At 28.2% G+C, this 24,751-nt stretch carries 8 protein-coding genes; all 8 read left to right on the top strand.

Features of this window, described 5'->3' with window-relative positions:
• Position 1 precedes the first annotated feature (1 nt).
• A complete protein-coding gene (gene yihA, locus EXC58_RS02115) occupies positions 2-598 on the top strand; it encodes a ribosome biogenesis GTP-binding protein YihA/YsxC (protein WP_129725397.1) in 597 nt (198 codons plus the stop codon).
• Positions 579-1,703 (top strand): MAG1430 family protein, encoded by a 1,125-nt coding sequence (locus EXC58_RS02110; RefSeq protein WP_129725396.1) that lies wholly within the window; start codon positions 579-581, stop codon positions 1,701-1,703. Before yihA ends, EXC58_RS02110 begins: the two co-directional genes overlap by 20 nt.
• A 145-nt stretch (positions 1,704-1,848) precedes the next feature.
• Positions 1,849-3,279 carry a pyruvate kinase gene (pyk, locus tag EXC58_RS02105; RefSeq protein WP_129725395.1) on the top strand — a complete coding sequence of 477 codons (1,431 nt, stop codon included), beginning with the start codon at positions 1,849-1,851 and terminating at the stop codon, positions 3,277-3,279.
• Between the two features lie 146 nt (positions 3,280-3,425).
• On the top strand, positions 3,426-4,775 hold the full coding sequence (locus EXC58_RS02100; RefSeq protein ID WP_129725394.1) for a hypothetical protein: 1,350 nt from the start codon (positions 3,426-3,428) through the stop codon (positions 4,773-4,775).
• Between the two features lie 124 nt (positions 4,776-4,899).
• Entirely contained in the window at positions 4,900-5,766 is an 867-nt protein-coding gene (locus tag EXC58_RS02095) for a hypothetical protein (protein WP_129725393.1), read from the top strand.
• 131 nt (positions 5,767-5,897) lie between these two features.
• Positions 5,898-7,076, top strand: coding sequence for a hypothetical protein (locus EXC58_RS02090; protein WP_129725392.1), 1,179 nt, complete (start codon positions 5,898-5,900; stop codon positions 7,074-7,076).
• A 177-nt stretch (positions 7,077-7,253) separates the two neighbouring features.
• Positions 7,254-15,788, top strand: a complete 8,535-nt coding sequence (locus EXC58_RS02085) for a coiled-coil domain-containing protein (protein WP_129725391.1) — start codon at positions 7,254-7,256, stop codon at positions 15,786-15,788.
• 9 nt (positions 15,789-15,797) lie between these two features.
• Positions 15,798-24,491 carry a coiled-coil domain-containing protein gene (locus tag EXC58_RS02080; protein WP_129725390.1) on the top strand — a complete coding sequence of 2,898 codons (8,694 nt, stop codon included), beginning with the start codon at positions 15,798-15,800 and terminating at the stop codon, positions 24,489-24,491.
• Positions 24,492-24,751 lie beyond the last annotated feature (260 nt).

The following is a 24,751-nucleotide window of genomic DNA, read 5'->3' as shown; positions in this document are numbered from 1 at the left end:
TATGTTTAAATTTATCAAATCTTCTTCAAATATTTCTAATTGGTATCAACATCCAAATAAAGAAATAGCATTTTGGGGTCGTTCAAATGTGGGTAAAAGTTCTTTAATTAATGCTTTAACAAACAATTCAAAACTTGCTAAAGTTTCTAAAACCCCCGGACGAACCCAATTATTAAATTTCTTTGAAAATTATTATGGAGCAGTTTTTGTAGATTTACCTGGATATGGATACGCACGACTTTCGCATGCTCAAAAAGAAAAAATGACTTTAATGATTGAAGAATATTTACTTAAACGTCAAAATTTAGACAATTTATTTTTGCTTCTTGATGCTCGACATGGGATTACTAAAATTGACTCACAAGTTATTAATTTTTTAACTATTAACAAGATCCCATTTACGATTGTTTATACTAAATTAGATAAACTTAAACAATCAGAAAAAAGTAAGTTACTTAAAAATCACAAACAATCAGTTAAAGAATATAATTTTACCAACACCTATTTTGTTTCTAGTGAAACAAAATTTGGAATTGCTGATTTAATTACCTTTATAAATAGTATTTTAGGAGCTGAAGATGAAAAAAATCACTGATAAATTCAAAATGATAATTTTAGGAGGAACTGCATCAGTATTGCTTGCAGCAATTATTGGTACATCAGTAGCTATTTCTAAAAATTCTAGTAGCAGTGTTAAAAATGCTACTTTAGCAGATTTTGAATTTACTTCAAATAAAGATTTATCTACTTTATTAGCTTCTGATTATGCTACTGAAAATAAAACTCACAATATTCAGGTAAATTCCAAATATTGAACCGAAGAATTATTCTTTAAAAATTTTCCTACTTCAAGCGATTTAGCTCAAAGAGAATTTATCCTTAGAGCTAAAAATGGAACATTATTAAATGCTTTTAAAGATAAATTTTTAATCGAATTTCATTCATATGCTAATGATTTAGAAGGAGAGTTGTTTTTAAAAGTAACACTAACTGATTTTATTTCTAAAATTGGGACCCCTCAAAAAACTGAAAAAATTTTCACTTTAAAAGGCTTTAAAAAAGTAAATTTTGAGAGCCAAAAGCAATATTTATTTGTAAATTCTGCAGACGCTAAGCTTCATGGACTGGTAGATTTTAATTCACTAACACAAATAAAGGATAAATATAATCAAGATAATACAAATGATAAAGAAGCTCTTTTAAAATCAATTGTAAGTTTTGATTTACCTAATTCAACCTTAATTGATTATTCAAAAAGCGTTGTAAGTTTTGATGATAAAAACATCACAATTAAACCGTATTTACTAGCTAAAGTAAACTTTGCTAATTTAAATAATTTAGATCAAATTTCAACGTTATCATCAACTAATGAATCGTTCTTTGGTCCAGAAATTTCGGTAAATTTACAAAATTACTTTGACATTAAAAATGATTGAGGAAACAAAGTATCTTTAAGTGCAGTTACCAAGAAACTTTCTGAGTTAACTCTTGAAGAAATTGAAAAATCTTATGATTTAAAAACATCGCTTTTTAAAGAATTAAAACTTGATAATATCCCAGCTGGGAATACTTATAAATTCCAACAAAACATTAACAAAAATGGCGATGAAGTTATCTTTAGATATGATGTTTATTCTTCGCAACAATTACTAATTTATACCGGTTTAATTAAACTTAAAAAAGATCAATTTAAAAATTCATAGTGCAAAATTTGCACTATTTTTCAACTTTTAAAACCAAAAAATGTGGAATTTTTACCTTTTTAAGAATTGATTTTGCAATTTTTCAAAAGATTTAGTCCATTAAATTGGTAAAATAATATAGATATTATAACTACAAGGAGTAAAAATGCATGTACAAAAAAGAACAAAATTAGTTGCCACAATTGGCCCTTCAAGTGATAGTTATTCAGTGTTAAAATCACTTGTAGAAAATGGAGTTACTTGTGTTAGAGCTAATTTTTCACACGGAAGTCAAGAAGAACAATTAAACAAATTTTTAATCGCTAAAAAATTATCAAAAGACTTAGCAATTCCCCTCTCAATAATGCTTGATACTAAAGGTCCAGAAATTCGAGTTGGAAAAATGAAAGATGGAGCTCAAGTTATTAAGTCAGGAAGCATCATAACTGTATATACAACTGCAGATAAATATCAATCTTTAGAAGGAAGTTCAACTGAAATTACTGTTGCTTATGATATGTCTAAAGATCTAGCAGTTGGAAATCAAGTATTGCTTGATGATGGAAAACTCTCAACAGTTGTTGAAGAAGTGGGACAAGGTTATGTTAAAGTTAAAGCCGAAAACACTCACACCTTAAAAACTAATAAACGTATCAATTTACCAGGGGTTGAATTTAGCTTACCATTTTTAGCTGATAAAGATGTTAGTGATGTTTTATTTGGAATTAAAAATGGTATTAATTATGTAGCGGCTTCATTTGTTAATTCAGCAAAAAATGTTTTAGAACTAAGAAAATTACTTGATGATAATAATGGAAAACATGTGCAAATTATTTCTAAAATTGAATCATATTTAGGAGTAAAAAACATTGATGAAATTATCAAATATTCAGATGGAATTATGGTCGCACGTGGAGATTTAGGGCTTGAAATTCCTTATTATGATGTTCCATATTATCAAAAACGAATTATTAGAAAATGTCGTGAAACTGGGAAACCAGTTATTGTTGCAACTCAAATGCTTGATTCAATGGAAAATACTCCTCATCCAACTCGAGCTGAAGTAACTGATGTGTATTATGCTGTTGAGCTTGGAGCTGATTCAACAATGCTTTCAGGAGAAAGCGCTAATGGTTCATTCCCACTTGAAGCTGTTAAAACTATGACAGCTATTAGCAAAAAAGCCGAAAAAGAATTCTACTCAAGACAATATTATGACAAACAACTTGATATGAACTTAAAGAATTCAGATGCTAATGACGTAAGAACTTTAATTGCATATTCAATTGCAAATCGTACCAAAACTGGTGAGTATAAGTTCGTTGTGGTCCTTTCAAAAACTGGAACTTTAATTAAATCAATTGCTAAATTTAGACCAAATGCCACTGTAGTAGGAATTGTTGATGATCAATTATTGCTCAATGGCTTTGGAATATATTCAGGAGTTTATGTTTCTTTAGAATCAGCAAAATTATTTGCTGAAATTAAAGCTGATCATAGCAATGGTCAAGACGCTCTATCTCCTTTTAGTCCACGTAAAGGCGATAAATTCCTTGTAGTTGAAAACACTAAAATTACAGAACATGTTGTAAAATAATCAGGGTACGTATAGTAAATGTTAAAAATGTTATAAAAAGTGCTATCAGCACTTTTTATAAGACAAATTATCAATTAAAATGTGGAAATTTATAAGAAAATGTTTCCATTATATATATATATATATATATATATAATAAGGATACTATGAAAAGAAACAGATTATTAAAACATTTATTTATATTAGCAACTCCTGCTATTATTTCAATAGCTTCAGTATCTTGTTCAAGTCCAACAACCCCACCTCAAAAGGACGGCGATTCTCAAGGAACCCCTGGTAATGAGACAACCCCTCCACCTAATAATGGGGAAGGACAATCAAATCAAGAACCTGGTACACAACCACAACCGGAAGTTCAAAATCCTTCAGATCAAAAACCACAAACAGATGATAAAGATGACCAAAAAGGCAAAGGAACCCCAGCTCCTAATCCAGGCACTGGGACTGCTCCTTCTTTATCTGCGTCATTTCAACAACTCAAAGCTGAAATTCAAAAACTTTCACTTTATAATGAAAAATATACAAAAGAAGATTATGCTCAATACTTTAAAAATCTCAAAGATAAAAAAGATTCCTTTGTTAATTCAAAATATACTGCTGAACAATTTGAAAAAGACACCACTCTTTTAGAAAAATATTATTCTCAAGCATTAGATTTATTAGAAATTTTAAAAACTAAAGGTGATGCAGAAGTTAAAGAATATATAGATTCATTAAAATCACAAGGCGATTCAATTTTTAAAGTTGAAAATGAAGTTACAACAGTTAATGTTTTAGAAATTAATTCATTACAAAGTAAATTAAATTCACAAAATGCTAAAAAGGTCGAAGAAAAATATTACATTAATCCTAGATTTACCTTTACAACTAAAGGTAGTGCTTTAGGTTCAAAATTAGTATTGCTTACCCCTTATGTTCAAAAAGTAATTCAACAATTAAGCAATCTATCTCTTTATTCAAGAGGGAATACAACTCAAAAATATAATCAGCTTTTGGCGTCTTTAAAGAAAGAAGACTATGTCAAAGATAAATATACAGAAGAACATTTTAACAGAGATCTTTTAAAACTTAAACTTGCATATGCACAAATAGCGGTACTAGATGCAAATTTAAATACTATGAACGATCTTGAGTTAATGAAATATCTTAAAGAACAACAAAATAGAGAAAATAATATTGTAAAATCTGTTGAAGAACCTTCATTAGATTATCAAAGTATAAATCAACTATTTTTAAACATAATTACTAGTGGATCTGTTGATATGCAAGCCGAAGATATTAAAATAAAAAAAGAACTTCAACGAACTACCGGATTACTTGATTCAACACAAGTAAATCAGCCTAAAATGATGGCTTCAACTCCTTCTTCAGGAAGTGCAACCTCTGCGGCATCGTCAACAAATAACGCTCAGGGAGGAACTTCAAATCCAGGGTCCGCACCAGCTACACCTGCATCTTCGGGCCCTTCGGGAGCTAGCGGGACTCCAACTAGTTAAAAAATATTAAATATTTATAAATTTCAAAAAGTATAGGTATGTTTACTTATACTTTTTTATCGTAAAATGTGAAAATTTGTAAAAAAATCTTTTTTTTTTTTTTTTTTTAATATATCATATTGCTATGAAAAGAAATAATTTTTGAAAATCTTTACTACTTTTAGCTTCTCCTATAGCTATTACAGTAGCTTCAATTTCGTGTGCTAAATCACAAATTAAAGAAGATCCAGGAAAACCTGAAGTTACCGAACCGCCAACACCTATGAATCCTCCAAAAGGAGATGATAAAGATCCGATAAATCCTGAAGGTTCACAAACAAATCCACCAGTGACAGGTGAAAAACCAAACCCTGAAGGCGAAACTAATCCACCTGCAACTTCTGGAGAAACCACTACTAAAAAAGAAGATACAACTCCAGAAGGTTCAATTACTCCGCCTACTGAAAATCCACAAAAAACCGAAGAAACAATCATAGAAACACCACCAACAGATCAAGGTGATGGTAATTCTTCAAAGCAAGAAGAAACTGAACAACAACCAAAAGTGGATCCACAAAAAAGTGCCAAAGAAGAATATGTTAAAAAACTAAAAGAACAGCTCAAAGAACTTCTTTTTTATAAATCAGGAAACACAAAAACACAATATGATACCGATCTTACAAAATATACAACTCCTGATGCAAAATTTGTAAGTGAATCAACTCCTTTAGAAACAAAAATAAAATTTAAGCTAAATGCTTGAAATTTAAAATATTTATATGCACAAGTAGCTGAATTAGAAGATAAATTTAAAGATTCGGTTTTTTATGAAGATTTTCTTAAATATATAAAAGAATTACAAGACAAAGGAAATAACATTTTCATTTCTTCAACTGAAAACACACCTTCAATTGATTCTGATAAATTAAATGAAGTAGTTTACAAACTAAATGCTCAAGCAGCAGTAAATAATAGAAATGGTCAAACCCAAAGTAGTCAATCGAAAAAATAAGTATTAATTTTGATAAAACATAACAAATAAAAGATTTGTTATGTTTTATGTATAAAAATTTAAAATTTTCAACAAAAACGCTTTGATTATATATATATATATATATATATATATATATATATAATATTGCTATGAAAAGAAATAATTTTTGAAAATTTTGATTGCTTTTTGTAACCCCTGTAGCAGCATCAATTGCTGCAGTTTCTTGCTCAAGCTCACAAAATAAAGACCAACCTCCAGCTCAGTCTCAACCGCAACCAGATAAATCACCCGAAAAACAAGTTGAACCACCAAAACCAAAAGATGAAACAAGTTCCTCAACACAAGAAGAGCCATCAAAACATAATAATGCTCCAGATGATACCCAAAATCCTGATAAACATACAGATAATACTCCTAAAGAAGAAAAACCAAATTCTGCAAAAGGTCAAGAAGGTACTAAACCAGACAAAAAACCTGATCAATCAGAAACTAGCTCCCAAGATACTAAAAATGAACAACCAAGTGTTGAAATTATTCAACCAGCTAAAAGCGATCTTGGCAAAAAATTAAGACAAGATCTTGAACAACTTGTCCTTTATAAAAATTTACCAACAGTAAAAGAATATAATGAATTTTTTGAAAATCTTGAAAAATCTTATCAAAAAGGTTTTTCAAAAATTAAAAATTATACTAAATGAGATTTCTCAAAGGATGTTTGATTTTTACAAGATGCATATGCTCAAGTAATAGCTCTTAATCAAAAAATTGGTACGATGAACCAAGAAGAACTCAATAAATATGTTCAAGATCAAAAACAAAAATCAAACAATATTTTTACTTACACCGATAAAGATCCGAAAGTAAATGTCGATAAAGTTAATCAATTGTTTTCAAATTTAAGTGTTTTACAAACAAAATCTCAAAATAACGATGAAATTCCTGGGAAACCAAAAGATAATTCAATTAAAGGGTTAGTACATTTTCCTGGATTTGGGTGAGTTAGAAAAGATTTAGAAGAAGCACGCAAAAAAGCCAAACCTAAAGATAACTCGATCCCAGGATTGTTCCATCTTCCAGGCTTTGGATATATTCCATCAGTAGCTGAGGAAGTTAAAAAGAAACTTGATAGTGTTAACACCATTCCAGGTATAATTCATTTCCCTGGTTTTGGATGGATTCCTTCTGTTGCAAAAGAAGTAGAAAAATCACAAAAAGCTCATAAAGAATCATCTTTAGGAACAAAAACTACTTTTACAACTACACAAAGTTCACAAACAAGTCAAAATACACCAAAAGCACCTTCCAATCCTCAAAGTCCAAGTAAATAAATTACATAAATTTAATGACTAAAAAAGCAAGCTTCCGCTTGCTTTTTTAGTGTTTTTTTGAATGTGGAAATTTTTACAAAAAACTTGCGATATATATATATATATATATATAATTTATTATAATACAAATTTTTGGGAAAATACCTGAACTTATAAACAGTAATAATGGAGATATATATGAAAAATAAGAGGAAAACACTCACCGCTTTAGGTGTAGTTTCTGCTGTCACTGGTGCTGGTGCGTTACTTACAACAGGGTTATTGTTATCATTACATAGTAGCTATAAAGTTCCTCGCCATCAAACTTATTTTTTCTTAGAACTTAAAAAAGAAGTTGAAAAAAATCAAAGAGCTTTAGAGTCGCTATCTATTTCCGAAAATAACCAAAATAACACCAATGAAATTAAAAATCTTTTTAGTGAAATAGATTATGCAAGACAACTTTTATCTAATGAAGATTCAAGTATTCCAATTATGCTTAAGCAACGTAATATTCTTAAGCAACTTGGTCTTAAAGCAATGCTCAGTGTTGTTAAAGAAAAAACCGAACAAGAAAAAATAATTAATGAGTATTATCAGCTAGTTAAAGAAGTTGATTTTTTAAATATTGCTAAGGAAGTAAAAAATCAAGCATTAGTTTCTTTAAGTAATACAGCTATTAATAAGTTTTTTAACGATATTGATCCGCTAATTAAGAAACAAAATGAATTTTCATTTGCCCTTGAAACTAAAGTATGAACTGATTATGATAAAATCCTTAAAAACAATTCAGAAACTTTAACTGCAGAACAAAAATCAACTTTAGACTCAGCTATTGAAGAGATTTTGAATTTGTTAGGACAAAGTTGATATTCCAAAGATGCACTTCTTGAATATGGGAAAGTTTATGATAGTGTTATTAAGTCTATTAGCATTAACAAAGCCCCAGAAAATAAAAACTTAAAAGCTTTCTTAGATAATGTTATTCATATTAGAAAAGAAATTGACTTGCTTAAAGTTAAAGAACAAGTCAAAAGAGATTTTTTAACTCGCATTGATAATTATAAAAAACTCGCATTAAGTCCTTCGCCAAAATTAGCAATAACAAAAGCTCAAGAAATACTTTATTTAAATGATTTAGTTAATAATCAGCTTGATACTATCACCAAAATTCAAGACGAAAATAATCTTCAAAACTCACAAATACTAAATCAAAAAATTCAAGATTTGGAAAGTCTTGATGTTAATACAAATTTAAAATCTTTAGTTACTGCTCAAGTTGAGTTAATTAAAAAAGATTTTAGTCAACACCCACAAAATATTTTTAATAACATTTCAGCAGCAACTAATTTAAAAACTGCAATTGATAATATTGAAAATTTAATTAAGAAAATTAAAGAAAAAATCACCGAGTATTTAACCAATTTAAATATTAGTTCAGATGAGGCTAATAGTTTTAATACACAATTAAGCGAAATTGTTAAAGAAAAACATAACAATATTAACGATTATTTAGAAAAGCTAAATAATCTTTATAATCGCATTTATGATAACAACTTATTAAACACTACTTTTAAAAGCTCCCTTAAAACACTTCGAGAACAAGTAAAATTATCGCTTGATAAAGGATTTGAGGTTGATAAAAATGCTTTAGTAAAGATTAATTCTAAAATTAATGAGTTAGTTGATGGAGCTTCAGCACTTAAGGATTTAAATGATGGATTAAGAATTTTAAGCAATGATTTAAGAAACTCTAATCGGGATGAATTGAGAAATTTATACAACACTACAGTATCACTATTAAGCGGAGAAAGTCTTGTTGCTGAAGAAATTAAACAACGTCTTAAAGATTTAAATTCAAAATCCAAACCATTAATTGAACCTTCTTCAACAGCAATTAGAGATGATTTGCAGTTTTTAATTGGTGAGTATAAAAAAGAGCTTCAGCGTGCCAATGTTAACGGAGAGTTGCAAAAAACCTTGTTTAAACACTCTCAAGTTAGGTCGCAAATTGAGAAAGTTTTTGGTGGCCCAGAGCAAATTTTAAAATCACCATTTGGAAGAAAATTACTTGAACATGCTGATGATCTTAAAAAACAAGCTGAAATTCTTTCGCTAGATCCTAATCCTGAATTAACTGAAAAAGATAAAAGTAAAAAACTTTTTGATATTCGAGAACAATTACAAAATTTACAAAATAATGCCCAAAACTTTAAAGATCTTGAAGTAGCAGTTGCAAACGGAAATACTGCCCTTGAATCTTCAAAAGGAAGAACCGCTGAACAAGTAGCCTTAGAAAAAGAAGCATTGCTAATTAAACAACTTCAAGATGCAGCTTTTGAATCTCTTAATAAAGCTCCACAAACAAAGGATGTTTCTGATATTTTAACTAAGCTTGAAGATGCGATTAAAGATTATAAACAAAAGCAAGCTTCATATCAATCAACTAAAGATTTAGACAAGAAATTTGAAGAAATTAACAATGTTTTTGCTCCTTATGAAACTAATGGTAAAAAAACCCAAACTCAAGAAAATTTAATCGATAAACTTAAAGATTACTCAAAACAACTAAGTAATCCAAATTTAAGTAATGAAGAGCGTGAAAAAGTTCATACAGAAATTAATCACTTAATTAGTGTTGTTTCATCATTTAAAGATCTTGAAGCTAACAATAATTCTCTTAAAGCATTAGTTAAAGATACTGAGTTTTTAGATTTTGGTACTTTTAAACCAGATCAAGAATATGCTAATTCAAAAACCCTTAATAATGAAATTGATGCTTATTTAGTAAGTGCTTTTAAAGCACCTTTTAATCGTAATGAAATAGAAGATAAAATCGAGAAAATTAAAACTCAAACCAATAATCTTTCTCTTGCTATTTCAGTGGCATTTTTAAGAAAAATTAACGATGAACTTCAAGCTCATAAAATTACTAATAATGCTCTTTTAAATACATCTCCATACCAAGAAATTAATAATTCAATTGAAAGCTTAAATGTAAAAACAGATGAGTTAATTGCTCAAAATGATAAAACAAGCGATCAAATTAATGAGCTTACTAATAAATTATCTAAATACAAATATTTAGTGATTGCTCTTGAAAAAAGTGGTCAAAAATTAGCAACCATTGATCAAACTCAATTTCCCCTTTCATATCAAAAATTGCTAGAATCAATTATTGGCATTCCTCCATTAGTTGGAGCAAATCAGCCCCAAAATACACTGGTTAATTTAGATGATAGTAGTTTTGTTATTGATTCAAAAACTTCCATTTTAAATGAAGAATTAGCAAAAGTAGAGACTCGAATGAAAGTTGAAAGTGCTTTGACAAATTTAAAAACTGTTTATGGAAGTAATGAAGCCAATCAAGCTATTTTTGATGATGCAATTAATAAATGAGAAAAACAAATTCGTTCATTTACTGCACAATTACAAGATTTTTATGCTAATAAAACAAAATTAGCTTTACTTAGAGATGAAATTGTTTTCTATGCAAATAATCAAGAAAAACTTAAAAATGAAATTCAAAAACAATATCAAGATACTCTCAATGAAAAAAATTCTCAACTTTCTAAGTATGACTCTCGTGCAGAAAAAATTAATCTTCGTATTCATGCCAAACTTGATGCAGTTTTTGATGAATTTGATAATTTAGTCAACGCAACTAATGCAAATGGTAAAAAAACCACAACAATTAAAGCTTTAAGAGCTAAATTTGATGAGTTACCACTAGCTTTTATTAAAGATTTATTAATTAAAAGAGTTGAAGCTCTTAAAAATAAAATTAATAATGATACATTTTATTTTAATCACCATTCAACTGAGTTAAAAAATGCTTACTCAAATAAATGAAGAGATATTCTTAATAATTGAATTAATGCAATTAATGATACTGCTCAAAGCTACACTTCTTCAGAAGATGTTATCAAAATTAATGGTGATATTGCTAAAATCGCTTATTTAGATAACCTAGCGACTGTATTAAATGATACTTTTCGCTCTTTAGATACTATTTACCCAGAAAGCACACAAAAAGAATTTAAACTGCTTCAAACTCAAAATCCTAATAATATTTTATTTACGAAACTTTTAAATACTAATGTTTACGAAAATGCTGATGTATCAACTTTATATAATTTCAGCACTACTTCAATGATTGTTTTACAAAATGAAATTCGTTCTGCTTATGTTGAAGTTAGTACTTTAGGAAATCTTAAACGAATACAAGTTCCGACAATTGCAGTAGCAAGATCTAGTTTCATAGCTGACTTAGTTAGAGGTGATTCATATGATCCAAATTTTGAAACACAATTTAATAATAAAATCGATGAGTTAATTAATCAAACCAATAATGCAACTAATAAAAACACCATTATTGATGCAAATAATAAGTTTTACCAATTACTAGAGAAGGAAGATTCTTTATCTAAACTTGCAAGAAGAGCTTATCAAGCAAAGTATTTAGTTAGAGCAAATTTAGATGCTCCAGAAGCAGGAAAAGTGAGTATTGCTAATTCAATTCAAAGTATTTATGACTCTTTTAAAGATAATTACTTTGAATTGAGTATCCAAGAAATTATTACTAAGGATCAAGAACTTGAAGAAAAAGGTGTTTTATTAGAAAAATTCTCTGAAGTTTATGCACAAGTTGAGCAAGCAAAAGATCAAATTCCAACTAATTATCCAGATGGAACCGGTACTAAAGGAACCGGAGAAGATGGTAGACAAAAAATGGAAGCTTACTATGATTTTCTTCTTAATAATTTAAACACCGAACCAATTACTCAAAGTAAACTTTTTACAATTACCCAAACACTAGCTTCACTGGAAAAACTAATTACTCTTCATCAAGAAAAAATCATCACTCAAACAAGTGTTAAAGATGATAGTGATTATACAAGTTTTACCTATAAAACCGGAGAATCTACTACTTATGGATTTGAAGATGATGCAAATAAATTAGCTGATGATATTTTAGAAAGCATTCCGGATACAACCAAAAATGCTTCTAATATTGACAATGAATTGTATCCAAAATTATCGGATAACTTTAAGATTAATTATCAGTTATATTTAGATAGAAAACAAGCCCTTGATTTAATTTATAAACAGGCTCAAGGTTCTGATCCAAAAGGAATTAAAGTTGAGCAAATTGAAAAAATTACCGATCAAAATGGTTCTGTTGATACAATGTATCAGCAATTACAAGATAAAGGCGATGACTTTTTCCACATTCAAGCAACAAGTATTCAAAATGCCACCAGCAATTCTGAAATTAATCAGGCTATTCAAGCAGTATCTGAAACAAACTTTTTCTTTGATAAATATAAAATGATTGCTGAATTAATTGCAAAAGCAAAAGCAGCAAAAGATTTAATTACCAATGCCCCACAAAATGTGCAACAAAACCAAAATGTTATGCAATCACTTGCTAAATTAGAAGCAGAAATAACTAAAGGAGAAGGATATTATTACACCGAAAAAGATCAAGTAAAACTTGATAATAATATTTTCTTGTTAAAAACTTATGTTGAGCGTTTAAATTTAGCAACAGAAGTAGCTCAAGCTTTAGAAAAGCTTAATAACTTTAACACTGATCCAAATCAAGGTGAGTATTTAAGTGACCAAGCTAAAGCTCCACTTAGAGCTATTATAAATATGCCCTTTACTTTACTTAATGGAAATACTAATTTAGAAAACGAAGAAGAATACAAACGTTTATTGCAAACCTATGTACTTAGTTCAAATCCGCAATCATTTAATGTAGCTTTCTTAAATTCCATAGAATTGCAAAGTAAAATTCAGAAAGCACAAGAATATTTAGATTCATATAATGCTCAAAAAGCACAAAATCAAGATTATGAACCACAAAATATTCGAGATTTATATGCAAGCACAAATGCTCAAGCAGTAACTTTAGAATCCAAAATAGCTCAGGCAACAAGTATTTTAAATACAATGAATCATGATGAAGTTGCTAAAGTGCAAGCAGCTTCGCAAATTTTTAACTCTAATGATGGAATTTTAGACTTAATTTTCCATGCTGAAAAAGAAAAAATTGAGCAAGTTTATAAAAGAAATTTAGCTTTGAAAAAATTTATGACTGGTGCATATAATAATGCAACCCAAGGTCAAAAACAAAGTCCTATAATAGATGATTACGAAGCAATTGCACTTGAAGCAATTCAAGATATTGACATAGCTACTCCTGAAAAACTTGTTCAGTTAAATACTAAATATTCGCAAGCAAATGATAAATATTATGAGCAAGTTCTTGCAGTGTATAAATGAGAAGCATATCGTTACAAATCATATAAAGAAAAAATTCAACCATATACAAATTTATTTACTAACGCTACTACTGATAATGCTAAAAAAGAATTTATTTTAAAAGTTACTGGAATAGATGAAAATGTGGTTACAGGTTTAATGGAAAAACTAAATCCAACATCAGTTGATAGTTCATATAAAAAGGCTAAAGAAAGCTCTGATCATATTAGTGATGGTGATGATGCCATTCGAGCGTGATTAAAAGAAGCACAAACTGTTCCAAATTTAGTAGTTGAACAACTTCATGATGTTGGATCAGAATTTTTAGATTATTTTCAAAATTTAATTTCAATTACTTCAGTTCCTTTGCTAGGATTAACTTTTAGTCAATTTAAGGATATTAATGAACAGTTGCTTGTTGATAAGGGTACTCAAAGTGTTGGATATGCACTTCAATTATTTGGCAAATTAAGTGAAATTCAAACTAAAAGTTCAACATTTAAAAGAACAATAACAACTGATATTGATCCAAATTTACATACACAACTGCAAATTGGAATTAATGAACAAGGGTTAACATTTGAACAAGAAACCCCAACAATGTATACTAATCCAAGAAATAATTTCTTTAATAAATACAAGGAATTAGCAACTAAATTAGCTATTGCAAAAGAAAATCTTAATAGCTTTGTATTTGGAGATAGTCCTACTGATAATATTAATTTAAAGAGCATCTTGCATAAATTTATTGTTGGTGAAAATAATTATGATGGAAGAGCTAATTTAGATAATTTATTAAAATATATTGCCGATCCAAGTCAATTAAATGTTACTGGAGTAAATGACCGATTTGCAGTAGTTAAGGATGAATATAACAAAATCGCAACCCCAGCTACGCAAGCAGAAACTTTAGTTGCTAACCTAAATAAAGCAACTTCAAGTGATTTAGACATTCATGATGCTATAACTAAAGGATTTTCTAAAGCTTCTATTTTATATGATTGAATGACTGATTCTAATAACACTGATTTATTTTTTGAATATTTAGGAGAAGTATCAAGTGGAATTTTAAATTATGCTGATATTCTTCCGAAAGATTCAACTTTTATTAAGAATTTTGAAGATTATATTCAAGGCCAAAATGTTCTAGAAACTACTATTAGAATTAATCAAACTGATTATGATGCAAAATTACTTAATCAACAGTTTCTTCGAACAAATGTAAATTCATTTATTGGTGGATTGTTTGAAAAATTTAATGTTTTAAAAAACGATAGTTTTACTTTTAATCAAGATAATGTAGAAGTTTATGCTTACAAAGAAAAAGCTCAAAATAATCAAGTAACTCAATATATAACTCAAAAACCAACAAATGATAGCACAATTCGTAGAGGGTATATTAATTTATATTTTAAATTTAAAAAACCTTCTCAATTAAATGATACAAATAGTGCTTTTGCTAGCATTGAAGATTTTGGGGTTAAATTTGAAAATGTCGGAATTAATTTTAAAACCTTAGATCGCTTTATTATTCAAGCTGGAAATATTCAAAATGAAAATAGTTTAAATGCTCCACTTTTCAGGGTTTCAGATGCAGGATGAAACAATTTACAAGCACCATATCACCTATCAAGTGCCTTTGTAAAATATTCATCTTTAAAAGCTCGTAAAGATCAAAGTAATAACGATTTCTTTGTAGAAAAAGTTGATGAACCACTTTTTGGAACCGATAGAGTATCTAGCTTTGCTAGCGGACCAGATTTTAGGGTTAAAGTTAAATTAGGAGGTCAATATAAAGGATATACTCAAGTTGGAGATACCATTTATTGAAAAACTTTAACACCATATGTGGCTTCAGATGAGGATCTTTTATATCAAAAAAATAATTTAGAGTATCAAAGAGGAATTCTTGCTGATAGTGATAATATGACCCATAATTGAAGGGATAAATATCAATACTTAACACCAGATCAAGGTCAAGGTCAGCCAACAAGTATTGATCAATTTAAAAACTTAGCATTTCTTCCACTTGTTATTGGAATTCCGGTAAGAAACGTAGCTGGAGAAGACGCCTTATTAGTGCTTTCATGACAAATTTTAAACCGCTTTAGTTATGATAAATTAGATTTAAGTGAACCCGTTTCACTAGGGACAAATGATAAATTAAGATATGCATATTTCTTTAAACCTAGTGCTGTAGGAAAAGTTCAATGAGGAGTGCCCGGTTCAAATACCGTTATTCAAACTCAGGAATTTTATTCACATGTAATGAATAAAATTAAGTACCGTGATTTAGTCGGTTTAACTTTTACTGATTTAACAAAATCAGGATTATGAGGAACAGATAACTTAATTGAATTAGATAATACCAATTCAGGAAAAGGTGGAATTGGATATCCTGATTTTTATCAAGCAATTAATACAGTAACAGGACGTTTTGAAATTCAATTTAAACTACATTAAGGAGCATTTATGCCTAAAAAACAAACAAAGAAAAGCTTCGTTATTGCTTCTTCAGTAACTGCTCCCCTTGCAGTAGCTTTAGGTGCAACTCTTTTTAGCATTCACTCAAATGAAGCAGTCAAAAACAATAACGTATATCAAAACTTACTTGAAGGAGAAAATCTTTTTAAACTTTATTCTCCTTACTTTAGCATTAGCAATCAAGAAAAAAATGATATTCTTTCACTTTATTCTGAAGCTAAAAATCAATGAAATAGTCCTGATAAAAAACTTCAAGAAAAACTCACTCTGCTTGATGGAGTTCAAGCAAAAGTTTTTGATTTTTATATTAATAATCTTGATAAAGTTGATTTCAAAGAGCAAGAACCTACAATTTTTTGAAAGAAAATTTTAGATAATCAAGAAGCTCGAATTCGTGAATCGGATTTACAAAATCAACTAACTCAACTTAAAGAAGATTATTCATTTAAATTTTTCGAAGTCCTTTATAACTCTACTAATGAACAAAAACAAAATTATTTAAAAAATATTGCTCAAGAAATTTCTAAATTAGTAGTTGCACAAAATGAAATTTTAAGTCCATTTATCAATTTACTTGAAGGAACTTCAAAGAAAATTGACGCAATTGTCTTTGATGGACTTAAAAAAGAAGTATCTTCATCACTTGTTCCGCTTTATTCTCGTATTATTGATAACAATATTCATTTAAATGAAGTCCAAATCGCTTCTCAAGATACAACAAATAAAGTTGCATCACTGCAAGAAATATTAGAAAAAAATCAAGTTGAGATTAATGAAATCAATGAATATTTAAAATTAATTGAACCATATACTGAAAATGTTGCATATAATAATAAGCAAAAAGCAAATGTGAAAAATTTTCTTGCTTCAACAAAAATTAATTTAAATATTGCTCAAACTGCAGCTGATATTAACTTAATTAGAAATAATTTAGTAACTTTTTATGAACAAATTTCTGATTCAAGCAAAAGTGTTTCAGAAATTAAGCAAGTTATTGGTGAATTAAATGATTATGTTGATAAATTTGATGATTCACTAGATTTTAATAAAAAGCTAGTTACCAATTTAATTGAAAAAACTCTTTTAATTAATGATAAAAATAACTTAATTACACAAAAATCAGAACTTTTTAGCGAATTTTACTCACTAAAATTTGTTAACGAATTACTCAATGATTTAAAAAATAAAGTTTCTTTATCAGTTAAAGATAATTTAATTTTACAAAGCAAAGCAATTATTATTAATTCTCAAATTGATACAATTTTTAATAAAAAGCTTCCAAATAAACAACTTGCTAGTGAATTTTTTAGCTTTTATAATACTCAAATTAAAGAATTGGATTTACTTAAATATTTAAATAATGAATTAAAACTTATTGAATCTCAAAGCACTTTTGTTAAAAACCTTTCATTTGCAAATGAAGATATTTTAAACAAACTCAAAGAATTACACAATCAAGTAGTTAAAACCTATTCAAATGATGTCTCATCAACATTTTTAACAGAAGTTAAAAATAAGCTTAATGAAGAATTTCGCTTGATTTTAAAAGGTTACTTAAAACAACTAATTTTAAAAGCAAATGAGCAATTAAACCTTTTAAGACATGTTGATAATCCAATTAACAAAGATGTTATTGACCAAGCAAAAGACCTTGAAGCAATTGCTCTTCCAATGACTGAAGATTTTAATCCAGTTCCTACAGTAATTTTAATCGAAAACATTAAAGCATATAACTTTAAAATTCAAAACTTAATTAATGCAAATAAACAAAGTCAAACTGAAATCATCTCAGAATTTGCTGATGATTATTTAACTGTAGTGTTTTCAGGTCGTGATCCGAAATATATTCCTACAAAAAATGAGCAACAACGGATTGACTTATATAATGATCTTAAAAAACGTCTTGATGAATTGAGAAAACTAGTTAATGAGGGTAATGGTACTCCAGAAATTGAAAAAGAACTTGAAGAAATTAAGCAAAAGTTACAAAACATTATTGATACAGCTGATAAATTTAGAGAAATTTCTAATCTGGATAAAGAAATTTTAGATACAATTAAGCGAAAATTAGAGAGCGAAAATGCTAATGAGCTAAAACCTTATGTTGAAGCAATTGAAAAAATTCGATCTCAACTTGATGGCCTTTTTACCAATCCAAATGCTACCAATGAGCAAGTTCAAGATTTAATTAATCAACTCAATAAAGCTCTTAAAGATTTAAACGAAGTTGATACTAAGGAATTACTTGAGAAAAAAATTAATGATTTGAAAAAGATTATTAATGATAAATCTAATCCAGATAATACTAGTGCAGGTTCAAGTGCATTAAATGATCGGCTAAGGGATCTTATAAAAGAAACAGAAGATGTTTCAAATCAACAAAAAAGTAATCAAGCAATTGATCTTGCCAAAAAACTAATTGAAATAGCTCCAGTGCTTTTTGAATTAGAACTTAATAAAAAAAGATTATTAGAAATTATTGAGCAAAAATCTTCAGATCAATATAGCAAAACTCGAACCATTCAAGCAATTAAAAATGGAAAAGAGCAAATTGTTATTTCTGATGATTTAGTTGCAAGGTTAAACGACCCCAATAATATTCCAAATTTAGAAGCTTTTGAAAATGAAAAATTACAACTTTTCTTACGAGGAAATGAGATTTTACTTGCTTATGAACAAGATAAAATCGAAACAATTAATGAACTTATTCAAGCTACGGTAAAAACCCAAACTACCGAAGCAAATTCTCGTTATAAAACCTCTTTAGAACGAATTAATAATTATGCACTTGTGAAAAAAAGTGAGCTTGAGTATGAAAAGGCACTTGAAGCTTCAACTAAAATGGAAAAACTACTTGCTCTTGCTAATGTTTCTTCGCAATTGCTTGATTCTTATAATCAATATAATGTTGGTACAACTTTATCACTTGCACAATTTATTGATAGTTTATTATTTAGAAACGAATTATTATCTAGCGATAGTGATGAAGTAATTGAACGAAAAACTCAAACCTTACTTAAAGCTCAAACCACAATTAATACCAAAAAAGAGTTTTTGGATGTTTATAATTTATTACCAACTATTTTAACTGATGATGCTAATTGAAAAATCTATACTCAATTAAAACACGATATTACTTTAGCTACTTCTGAAAATAATGAAATTAATTTTAATAATAATTTAACCGTTGAACAAATTAATGCTAAAAAAGTGCAATTAAGTGCTAAAATTGCTTCTTTTAAACGTCAAAAAGAAACCTTAATGGAAGCTTTTAACGAGGCAATTAAAGGGGTTGATGATCAAGTTAAACGTTTAGATAATGAAGCACTAAAAATGCGTCAAAGCAACCCTTCTTATACATTTAATAATTATTACTTAGTTGCTAAAAAAAATTACAATCAAGCAAAAGCTGAAGATCAAAGAGAAAATGTTAATACTGAAGATATTAACAACCAATCATTAGCTTTACAAATTGCTTATCAAAAAGATCTTGCTTTAAATAAACTTAAAGACATTGAAACCTTTGCTGGGTCTGAAACTTTTGTTGATACTACTACATTTTACAAAGGTACAAAAAGCGAAGTTTTAGCTGAGCGGGCAACTTTTGATTCATTAATGAAACTAGAAATAGCTAAAGATAATTTATCTTTAGATGATTTAAAAACTATTAATGAAAAAATTAAAGATTTCTTTGAATTATTTAATTTTCAAAAAAACGCTATTGATTATATCGAAAGCTTAATTAATGCTGATATTACCGATCTTATCCATATTCATCAACTTACTTCGGATATAGTTTCTCAAGCAATTAATTCAACTCTTCCAGCTTCATATACTAATTACAATGATTTAAAAGAGAAATACTCTCAACTTAGAGATGTTTTATTTAGAGAATTTGACATTGATAAAATTCGCTTACTTATTGAATTTACTTTGGAAAATACCGATAATACCAAAGGTCCATTTGGAATTGTTAAAACTTTTAACGATGGAGGTGGAGTTAATTTTGATACTGGAGCTCCAGAAAAATTAGAGTCTTGAGTTGATGAAATTAAGCGACAAACTCGGGACGCAATCATTAAAGATCAATTAATTCCTATTATTAACCGAGTTAATAAAATTAAACAAGAAGTTTCAGCAATTGCAGATCTTTCGCAAGCAGCTGGTGAAGCAAATGAAGCAATTCATAATTTAACTAACGATAACTTAGCTCTTGTAAAGTATTATTCTGTTTCTTTAGCTGGATTTATTGTTGAAGCAAGAAATAGTTTCTTTATCGAAAATGATCAAGATAATAATAACTTTTACAATACATTAAAAGACAAAATTAGCTTTAGTCATAAAAAAATTCTTCAAGCAGATTTACTTGCAGGTAAACTTGAAGAAATTCGTGAAATTGTTAATGACAATGCATTTAACTTGCGTAGCATTGGAAATCAAAGCGGTATTGATAAGTTAAATGATTTAAATAATTATTTAAGATCCTTTGAAACTACAGCTCAAAATGAAGATTATTCACAAGTTGCGGTAGAAAAAATCACTCTTTTAAAAGATAAAGCAACTCAATTTAAAAATATTATCGATGCTGCTAATACTGTTTTAACAACAGTTAATAACTGATTAAATCAGTCAAGTGCATCTAAAATAACCGATGCTAATTCATTATTACAACTTGTATGAGATGCCATTCCAACAAATGTTGCTAATCCAACTTCAGTTTTAGGAAAACAAGCCGGAAATACTTACAATGTTAATGATTTATTTGACCTTTCTTCAACAAATACTTTAACTCTTGAGCAATATACCCAATTAAGTGAAAAAATTGTTCAAGAAATAACTACTGAACATCAAAAAATCCAAACTAAAAATGCCTATCGTGAAACTACTGATGCAAAAATTCAAGCTCTTAAAGCAAAAGATTTTACTGCTGTAGTTCATAATGATTTCAAAGACTCTTTATTAGCATTTTTAACTCAATTAGAGCAAGAAAATAATTCTCAAATTAGCTTTACCACTAGCCCGGATGAAAGCGGAGATTTAAATCAAACTCGTGCAAAAGTAGAGATTGTTGGAAATAATTTTGATGTTCTTAAAACATTAGCTCAAAAAGCTTTTGAATTAGCTAATTTAAATAACCAAATTATTTCTACTGATAATAAAGTTATTGCTGAAAAAACCAAAGCTCAAGAATTACTTAATAAAGTTAAAAGTTACTATGATGATTCAAATAAAATGTCTGCTACAGGAAATGATTCAATTGCAAGTGTTACAATGGAACTTGAAGACCAATTCTTTAGACTTACTTTATGATCAAAATATCAAATTGTTAAAAATTTACTTGACAATGATAAAACACTTGATCAAAATCAAAAAACTCCAATTCAAGCTAAGCTTGATGCTTTTAACAACGAATATAATGATGTAAATTCAGTTCCTAGAGATTTATTTAATAAATACTTTAGAGATGTATCTGATGTAGGTCAAAATGAACCTGCTAGTGCTAAAAATAATCTTATTAAATACGTTTTAGAAAACTCAATTAATCTCAAAAAAGTTTTAAATGATGCAAATGCTTTTTTGAGTCTTGAAGATCAAGATTTAGATGATGCTGATGTTCAAAGTAAATTTAACGTTTTAAAAGCAACAATTAATAATCAACAAAATAATCCCACTACAGCACTTAGTGACAATAACAATAGTGAAGAAGATAAGGTTAATTTATTTAATGCTCTTAATGATCAAATTACTAACTTAGTTACTGCTAAAAAGAATCAGATAGATCGTCAACTTATTTTAGATAATCAAGTTAAGGATTATGTTGATCAAAATGCAAGTACTTTTAACAAAAATATGCTTGCTGATCCATATGTTCGAAATTTTTTAGAAGCTGCAATTACTAATTTACAAAATGCAAGTAATGATATAGATAATATCTCCTATTCAGAAGCTAATATTTTAATTAAAAACGCTAAATCAGTGTTAAATGATCAAATTTTTGATTTATATACCAAAGCAAAGCATGAAGTGCAAACAATTCAAAACTCAATGATTGATTATTTTAATGATTTTGACGCAACTCATGTTGATGTTCGTAATGGAGCTGGTGTTAGTGGTGCAGAGTATGCTCCACTGGTAAATTTAAATAATTTAATTACTACCGCATTGGCTCAAGACCTTAATAGTTCTGCAAATTATGTAAATAAAATTAATACAATGATTGCAGTTATAACTTCCAATGCTGATAATATTATTTCTACTTTTGCAACTCATGTTAAAGACTCTTTTAAACATAAATTTAATCCTAAATCAACTCAAGCAGGGGCAGGATTGCCAGGATTTTATGTAAAATTATTTGAAATTTTAGATCCGCTTCAAAATCATATTGCTGGTAAAAATCAAAATCATTACCTATATAATGATTTATCGACTTTAGAAACTCAATACAATCTTTTAAAAAGCGAATTTAAGAACGTTAATGATTTTTATGGAACAATTATTGATAAAAACGATGCTACTTCACTTTCATTATTTGCAGTTAAAGTAGATTCATTAAATAAAAAATTTGTCGCTTTCCAAAACCAAGCAAGAAAATTAGCTCGAGCAGCAGTAGAAAATAACCCCCTTAAAGATATTTTTGCTGATTTATATATAGCATCACATTCATATGACAAAAATCAGTCTGAAACTGATGAAATTAAAAATGAATATCAAACTTTTAAAGCAACTCTAAACCAAAAAATAGTTAATATTAATGAACTAACTTTAGATAACAATACTTTTAATAATTTAACCGAAAATAGTAATAATGGTAATGTTATTTTTGATGCTTTAAGTGCTTTATATACTAATAAAGATTGAATTAATGATCAAGGTCGAAAAGAGAAATTATTTAGTTCTTTAAATGTTAATCCAAATAGAACTAATCCTTTAGAAGCTACTGCTAATGATGATCTTAGAAATAAAAGTCAATTTGATCAAAAATTTAAAGTAATTATTGCTAAAGATGAATATACTAGAAGAACTTTCGAGCAAAACTTTAGTGAAATTCAAAGGTTAAGTGTTGTAAATAATCCAAGACAAACTAACCGAGTTCGAATTGATAATAACGATAACTTTTTGGATATGTTTAAGCAGTTTGCTTTCACTAAAAAAGACATTCAAGTTGATAGTGATGTTAAATCAATTTTTTCTCCTGTAACTTTTAAAGTGTACATTGAAAAATACGATCCAAATAATTGATTTATGAATGTTGATGATCCACGACAACAAGATGTTGATCGTCGTTCATTAAAAGCTAAATTAGTCTATGTTTATGATTCTAATGCAGCTAATGTAGGTAAAATAGAAGTGTCTAAAGAAGTAGTAATGACTTTTAAAACTGTTGATATAGCCCAAATTCCAGATGGAAATAGCAGTATCTTTTTTGATCCAAGTAAATCAGCTACTAGTAGCAGTGATGGAATCGGATATTCACAAAGATTTGCTGTTTTAGATGTTGATGAAGCTGGATGAAATATAGCTCAGTCAACAAATGCTAACGATACTAATCTTAAAAATCAAGTCATTTTAAAAACTTATAATTTAATGAAAAAAGCAATCTTTGGATTTAATGATTCAAATTCAATAATTGATGGTTCAGGAATTATTAAAGAAAATAATAATTACAATAATTTTATTAGTTCACCAACTAATTCAGAATTTAGTAATGTTTCTTCAATTGGTGGTGGTATATCAAATCGGATTAGTGCATTTTTAAATAAAGATAATCGAAATTCACATACTAATTATGCTTTTGACATTCAAAATCAAGAAAGTATTGCAGTTACCTTTAATACACAACTTTCAACCACTAAAGATGATGAATACTTACGTATTTTTCCTCTTGATCAAGAAAAAGGATTTGCCTTTTTACAAATTCAAGGTGGATTTTTAACTGGATATGTTCCTAATGGGACAACTGCAGGGACAACTTATTCTCCTCAAGTAAATGATAATAAAATTCATGATCCAAGCTCTGATATTTATCGTGGAAATGCTAATTGATGGGAAATTGATAAAAACAACCTTCCTTCAGGAGTTAATATGAATTTATACAAATTCAATATTGACTATAATCCAGTTACCAGAAAAGTTTATATTTATAATTCATGATTAGAAAACTCTTTATATTTACCTAATCGAAGAATAATTGGGGCTAAAATTATAGATTTTTATGATCAGATAAAAAATAATAACTTATTTAATTTAGAAGATCGGAATTTCCTTAAAACAATTGGTGATAGCTATAATGGAGGAGTTACTAATTTTATTCCTAGTCCTGAGCAACTAGCTAGAGTATATTCAATTGTTTCGGCTAATACAGGGACAATTTTTTCAGAAAATACAAACCCAACCACTTCGAAATTACCAACTACTTCAGATGAAGCTCTTGGTTCTGTTTCATTTCCTCCAGTTAGCGGTGGACAACCAGTAATAGTTCGTAGTATAGTTGCTCTTCCTCAAAACTCCCCAACCCCTCCACCAACAGATACATTTTTAAACCCTGAAAATGCTGTTAATGATACAAAAAGCACTTTGTATACAAAAAATCCTGGGACTGATTTTATTGTTAAAAAATCAGCGAGGGTTCCTCTTTACTCAGCATCAATAAACAAATTCTGATTTAAAATTAGAAATCGCTAGAAGTTTATCATTTAAATTAATAAATATCAAAAACACAAATGAACAAGATAATTCTTGTTCATTTTTTTGATTTAAAAAATAAAAATTTTTGATATTTTGTCTAAAAATCTTATTACTATAATGGGTAGGTGTTGTGAAAAATCGTTTTTTAAGCATTTATTCCAATTATCAAAAAAGTCCATACAGTGGCATCTACAGTAAAATATTTAAAATTCAAAAAATAAAAACCCAACTTCGTTTAAAGAAACATTTAAACACAA

Source organism: Mycoplasmopsis citelli (genome assembly GCF_900660645.1).
Taxonomy (GTDB): Bacteria; Bacillota_I; Bacilli_A; order Mycoplasmatales; family Metamycoplasmataceae; genus Mycoplasmopsis; species Mycoplasmopsis citelli.
This window is presented reverse-complemented; position numbering and strand designations above follow the sequence as displayed.